This is a genomic window from Pseudomonadota bacterium (assembly GCA_010028905.1).
GTDB lineage: Bacteria > Vulcanimicrobiota > Xenobia > RGZZ01 > RGZZ01 > RGZZ01.
Map to the genome: position 1 here is coordinate 1 of RGZZ01000318.1, position 5,918 is coordinate 5,918.

Annotated in this window: 8 protein-coding genes; 3 read left to right on the forward strand and 5 right to left on the reverse strand. The window is 64.8% G+C overall.

Features of this window, described 5'->3' with window-relative positions; genetic code table 11:
- Positions 1–289 (forward strand): hypothetical protein (locus tag EB084_17905; GenBank protein ID NDD30134.1); only part of this gene is annotated, 289 nt, incomplete at its 5' end.
- Between the two features lie 41 nt (positions 290–330).
- On the opposite strand, the gene EB084_17910 is transcribed toward EB084_17905, so the two are convergent.
- Entirely contained in the window at positions 331–786 is a 456-nt protein-coding gene (locus EB084_17910; GenBank protein ID NDD30135.1) for an acyl-CoA thioesterase, read from the reverse strand.
- 174 nt (positions 787–960) lie between these two features.
- Here EB084_17910 and EB084_17915 point away from each other — a divergent pair, with 174 nt between their 5' ends.
- Positions 961–1,494, forward strand: coding sequence for a PEGA domain-containing protein (locus EB084_17915; GenBank protein ID NDD30136.1), 534 nt, complete (start codon positions 961–963; stop codon positions 1,492–1,494).
- Positions 1,495–1,631: 137 nt separating this feature from the next.
- Here the strand turns inward: EB084_17915 and EB084_17920 are convergent, their stop codons facing one another.
- The 4 genes from EB084_17920 to EB084_17935 all read right to left on the reverse strand — a co-directional run bounded on the left by EB084_17920 (position 1,632) and on the right by EB084_17935 (position 5,336).
- Positions 1,632–2,624 (reverse strand): cyclic nucleotide-binding domain-containing protein, encoded by a 993-nt coding sequence (locus tag EB084_17920; GenBank protein ID NDD30137.1) that lies wholly within the window; start codon positions 2,622–2,624, stop codon positions 1,632–1,634.
- Between the two features lie 2 nt (positions 2,625–2,626).
- Positions 2,627–3,772: a PilT/PilU family type 4a pilus ATPase gene (locus tag EB084_17925; GenBank protein ID NDD30138.1), complete on the reverse strand. Its 1,146-nt coding sequence runs from the start codon at positions 3,770–3,772 to the stop codon at positions 2,627–2,629.
- A 43-nt stretch (positions 3,773–3,815) separates the two neighbouring features.
- Positions 3,816–4,691, reverse strand: a complete 876-nt coding sequence (locus tag EB084_17930) for a hypothetical protein (GenBank protein ID NDD30139.1) — start codon at positions 4,689–4,691, stop codon at positions 3,816–3,818.
- Between the two features lie 204 nt (positions 4,692–4,895).
- On the reverse strand, positions 4,896–5,336 hold the full coding sequence (locus EB084_17935) for a hypothetical protein (GenBank protein ID NDD30140.1): 441 nt from the start codon (positions 5,334–5,336) through the stop codon (positions 4,896–4,898).
- 291 nt (positions 5,337–5,627) lie between these two features.
- On the opposite strand from EB084_17935, the gene EB084_17940 reads away from it, so the two are divergent.
- Positions 5,628–5,918 (forward strand): hypothetical protein (locus EB084_17940; protein NDD30141.1); only part of this gene is annotated, 291 nt, incomplete at its 3' end.

Here is a 5,918-nt window from a genome sequence, read left to right on the forward strand (position 1 = left end):
CTTCTTCGGCGAGATGTCGCTGCTCACGGGCGACCCCAGAACCGCTACTGTGGTGGCGCTCGAGGAAACCGAGCTCCTCCGCCTCGACAAGGAAGCGTTCCGCAAGATCATGGAAGAGAATCCGCGCGCCGAAGAGCTCATCTCCACGATTCTCGAACGGCGCCAGGAGTACAGTGCCCAGAAGAAGGCGCAGGCCGCGCGGACAGAAGAGAGCGCCGATGCGTCCGGGTCGACCTCGAACACCCGCGCCATCTTCGTGCAGAAGATACGCGACTTCTTCGCCTACTGACCCTCAGAGAATGGCCCCCGGGTCGTTGCCTGTGCCGCGCGTCACCGCCAGGGCGAAGGCAGCTCGGCGAGTCGCTCCGGATCGGCGACCTCGAGGCAGGCGTCGACGCCGCTGGGGATGTCGCGAGACTTCATGGTTCCCGTGAGCGGGTCGAGCATCACGCACACATTGCGAAACGCGCCCAGTGCAACCCGCTCCTCTCCGCGATAGATGGCAAACCACAGCTCAACCGCCCGTCGTCGCTTGCTCGCCACAATGACAAGCACATCGACCTCGTCGTCGACATGCAGCGGTGCCTGATAGGTACAGGTGGCGCGCACCCGCGGCCAGGCCACCGTACCATCGCCCTCGCGCTCAAAGACACGCAGGCCCAGGCTGCGGAAGAACGCGTGCTCGGCGCTCTCCATGAAGCGAAAGTAGTTGGCGAAGTGCATCACGCCGCCAGAATCGACTTCCGCAAATTCGACGCGACGACGATGAAGGAACTCAGAAGGCATGGCCCCAGACTACGCCCGCGACCACAGCCTTCCTGCCGAAGGTCGGCGCCCTGGCGAAGCCGACGCGTGGCACACGCACCGACCAGCCTCAGAGGAGACCTTCCAACGAAGGTGTAACCTCACAGCGCCACACCCGGGTTCGGGTGCGAGTGCAGTACGGGAGGAACATTTTCCATGAAGCGCCTCATCCATGTCGCCATGCTGGCCATCGCCCTCGTGGCGGGCTTCAGCCTCACCGCGTGGGCCGATGCCCCGACGCGAATCCCCATCTCGATCTACACCGAGCCGGCAGGCGGCGTGGTGCACATCGACAACCAGAAGATCGGCAATGCCCCTGTCACCGACTGGGTCGTGGCCCCGGGCACGCACAAGGTCGCCATCAGCCGTCAGGGCAAGGTGGTCTGCACGCGTGAGATCAAGGTGAGCAAGGCCGAGCGCTTCACCATCAACGCCCCCATGAGCGTAGCCTGCGCCGCCATGTGCAAGAAGTGCATGGCCGCCATGGCGAAGTGCGCCGCGTGCAAGAAGGCAGGCAAGACCTGCGCCATGTGCGCCGAGATGTGCGCGAAGTGCGCCGACTGCAAGCAGATGAGCGCCAAGCCGGCCGCCAAGGCAGGATCTGATTGCTGCGGCGACTGCAAGCGACTGGGCAAGACCTGCCCGAAGTGCGCCACCAAGAAGTGCGAGAACCACTGCAAGAAGGGCTAGGCGCTTCTGCGATGAGGCTCGACTGAGCCTGTCGCTACGCCAGTGGGTTCATTCGTGGAAGAGGCGCTCTCCTCGTGAGAGCGCCTCTTTTTCGTTCCCCAGGCGTACCGGGGCGCTCTCAATGGCCCTTTGAACGCTCAGATGCGCTCACGCAAGCGCTCGAAGCGCTCTCGGGCTCTCTCTATCTCGATGTGATGCGCCCGCGTGACCGCACCCGCCACCACCGCGGAGACGACCTCGAGAATCGTCACCGCGTCGCGCGGCCACGACACCTCCCCTTCGAGATCGAGGAGCACCAGCAGACCGCGCTCTGTGCCGGCATCGAGAAGGGGCACGCGCAGCAGCCCCACGCAATCGTTCGACACACAGCCGAATGCCGCGCGCAGCCAGGCCCGCGCCTCCTCGCCCTCGAGCGCGGCAACGCCCCCCGCGAGCGCGGAGCGCAGCGATGGAACGAGCTCGAACCGCTGCAGCTCACCCGACTCCTTTGGGCGGAAGCCCTCCAGAAACGAAGGGCGACCCACCCCCACGGTGGCATCAAGGCCACTGCTGTAGGGGTTCACCAGAAACGCCACTGCGGCATCGAGTGCACAGAAGAACTGCAGCGCGCGCAACGTCTCCCGAAGCAGGTCGGTCAGTGGCGCGCCGTCAAGCGCGATGCGCGTCACCTCGCTGAGCGTCACCATGGCCAGCTCGGCATGGCGCACCCGGTTGCGGTGGCTCAGCAGAAAGAGACGAGAAAGCGTGAGCGCCTCTTGCGGTCTCTCGTCGCGGGCTCGCTGCCAGTCGGCAGATGTGATTCGCAGCGCGCGAACCTGTGTCAGCGCGCAGACCTCGTCGCCCTGCTGGCGCGCATCGAGAACACCCACCTCTCCGAACGAATCGCCCGGCTGCAGCACGGTGAGCCGAAGGCGACGCTCGCCGGCTGCGTCGAGCACGCTCGTGATCTCGACACGGCCCTCGAGGAGCAGATAGAACGCGTCAGAGGCCTCCCTGGCCGACTGGATGCGCTCCCCCTGCGCAAACGTGGCGATGGTTGCCCAGGCCATCAATGCGCTTCGGCATTCCGCATCAAGCTCGGCGCGTACCGCAAGATCGTCGGGCTGCGGGCCCTGTCTCAGATCGCTCATCGCTACCAGCCTCCCGTTGACGCATGTCTGCCCGAGGACCCACTCCGGAGGAGGCTCTCGAGGCTCTCGATGTCGTGGGCATGGGCCCGCGCGACATCGACGGCAATGAGGCCCCGATGGACGAGGTCGGCCAGGGACTGATCCATGGTGTGCATGTCACGCGAGCCGGACGACTCGATGGCCGAATAGAGCTGATGTGCCTCTCCCTTTCGAATCAGGTTCAAGATGGCCGGCGTGCCCAGCATGACCTCTCGCGCCGGCACGAGCGCCTGACCGTCGACGCGCGGGAGCAAGACCTGACAGATGACGGCATTCAGGGAGTTGGCGAGCTGCACACTGATCTGGGCGCGTTGCGCAGGCGTGAACACGTCGACGATGCGATGCACGGTCTGCGACGCACTGCTCGTGTGCAGGTTGGCCAGCACCAGCTGTCCGGTCTCGGCGATGGACAAGGTCGCCTCGATGGTGTCACGATCACGCATCTCGCCCACGTAGACGATGTCCGGGCTCTGCCTCAAGACGGCGCGCAGTGCGGCGTTGTAGGACGGGGTGTGCTCGCCCACCTGCCGCTGACTGATGGTGCATCGCCTCGGCTCGAAGACGAACTCGATGGGGTCTTCGAACGTGACGATGTGCGCCTCTCGAATCTGATTGATGTATTCGAGGAATGAGGCGCACATGGTCGATTTTCCGCTGCCGGTGCGACCGGTCACGAGGATGAGGCCGTTTCCGACCTCAAGGAGGCGCACAAGCGCTTCGCTCAGACCCAGCTCTTGCGGCGAGGGGATGTTGATGGGAATGGGACGGATGACGGCGGCCATGCCGCCTCGACGCAAGAAGATGTTCAGGCGAAAGCGAAAATCGCCGCGCCGCTCGAGCGCCAAATCGATCTCATGCTCAGCGTCGAGACGCTCGATCTCCCACGGCCTGAGGGTGTGATAGAGCAAGTCGGCGAGCCGGTCTGACGGGATGGGCACATCGCCCCGAGCGACAAGACGCCCCGTGATGCGGTACCGAGGGACTTCATCTGCGCCAAGAAAGATGTCGGACGCGCCACAGGCAAGCGCGTCGTCGAGAATGTCATCAAGTGTCACAGGCGCATGACACCTTCGCAGGGTGTGGCCGAAGCAACGTTGCCCATAGAGGATTCAGATTCGCCCACCGCTCAGCAGGCTCCTGTGCTCTCGTGCCTCACCCGTGCGCGGACACCCCCCACGCCTCGAGCACGCGAGGCATCACGACACTGGGGGTTTCAGCGCGCATCAGCGCGCGCAGACGCGGCGCGATGGAATCGCGATATCGAGCCAGCATGACCTCTTGTGGGCGACCTCCCGTCGCGGGACTTCCCCACGCGGGAATGGGACGCTCCCCCATGAGAACCTTGTCGCCGCGCGACACGCGGATCTGGTGCACCAGACCGGCTGCCACGGCCCCGACCGTGGTGGCGTCTCTCGCAGCGATGGCACGCCCCAGCCACGCCAGCTTGTACTCGACGCTGGGCGCGCGAAGAATCGTCGTGGCACAGGCCATGGCCTCGCGCAACGCAGCCTCATCGAGGCTCTCGCAAATCGGGTCGAGCAGGGCACACACCCGCGGATCTCCAAAGTAGAGAAGCCCGCCGAACACCGCTCCGCGGTTCGTCGCCTCGCCACGCGCAACCACGTCTCGAATCGCCATCGGGACGCGCATCACGTCGGAAGCCTGAACAGGCGTGAGATTCACCAGATCGATAACCGCGGACGCCACCACAGTTCTCCAGGGCTCATAGAGAACGAACGGCAGAAGCGCATCGGTGCTGATGTCGCGCCGTGCCTGCAGAAACGCGCGAAGCGCCATGTAGATCTCACAGCGTCGCTCAGGTGAAGCCGCGTGCACGAGGCCTTCGCTATAGAGCACGCGCAGGGCGGCGAGCATCGAGCGATCGCCGAGCAGACCGCATCGAACAGCTTCCCCACAGAACTGGTCTTCGAGATTGTTGAACGCCGCAAGACGAGCGCGATGGTCGTCGAGGCGAACAGATCTGAGAAATGATTGCGCATCGCGCTCGAAAGCGAGACGAACTGGCATACCCCCACCGACCCGCGGTGCACAGTCGCACGCGAGCCCCCCCTGAGTGATGCTCAACCGAACCGCACAGCGTCGGCCCTGATTCCGAGCAGGATTCCCCGGTGAATTGCATTCGAGGGGAAGGGGGGGGTCCCCTCCTGGGCCGGTTCACCCACACGGGAAATCTCCCGAGCAGAGTGATACCGCCAGAGCAGACGAATGGGCTCAGGAGACCATGGTGTGCCGGACCGAGGAAGCCGCCCCAGATGGCGTGACCACGGGGGTGTAGGTGGCGCCATACTCGTACCCAGAAGGGGTAGGCCTCGACCAGACCACCTTCATGCCCACGCTGCTCGGTCCCGTGGCCAGATCGAGTCGACCGAACAACCGTCGTGACACGGGGTAGGCCTGACGGCTGCGAAAGCGCAAGCCCACAGGGCTCAGATCGAGGATGGTTCCGGCGGCCATCCCAGAACTATCGAACTGTCGGCCTCGCGACACACGTGCCGCCTGCACCTGACTGAGCTGGATGCGTTTCGAGCCAACGAGGTCGAGTACGCGATCGTCAGACTGACGGGTGGCACGACGGCGTTCCTGCGACGCACTCTCGCCGATGCGAGGGGCACGCGTGAGGACACGACTGAAGAACTCCCACAAGAAGCGCATTGGTCCCTCCCTACCCGCGGCGCTCGAACGGGCGCCGCGCTCTCAGCTCCAGACCTTCTCCTGACTCCAGACTACCGCCGTCGCTCCCCGCAGTTGTTAACGCGGTGAAGACAGGTGTGAACAGATGTTTCAAAATCGAGAACATTTCGTGAACAGGCTGCCCCCGCGAACGCGACGGCCCGCCAACCCGACCGGAAGCCCGCGCAACAGAATGCGTAGACCCCTTGCGGGGAACATGCAGGGTCCATCGCGAACACTGCGAGGAGCACCGTTGCGGAGAGGCCGAGCGTCTTGCCAGAATCGATCCAGGTTCCCGAGCTCGAGATGGTGGCCGAGATAGGGCGAGGGGCGCGAAGCGTCGTCTTTCATGCCCGTCGCGACCGTCGCCAGTTCGCGGTCAAGGTCGCCAGCGCCGGTGCCAGTGAGCTTGGCGAGAGAGAACGCAAACAGTTCCGACGAGAAGCCGCCCTGCTCGGGTGCCTGCGACACCCGGGCCTTCCCGCCGTGGTCGACGTGGGTGAGGTCGAAGGACGCCCCTACATCGTGATGGAGCACGTGGCGGGCCAGACCCTCGAAGCCCTC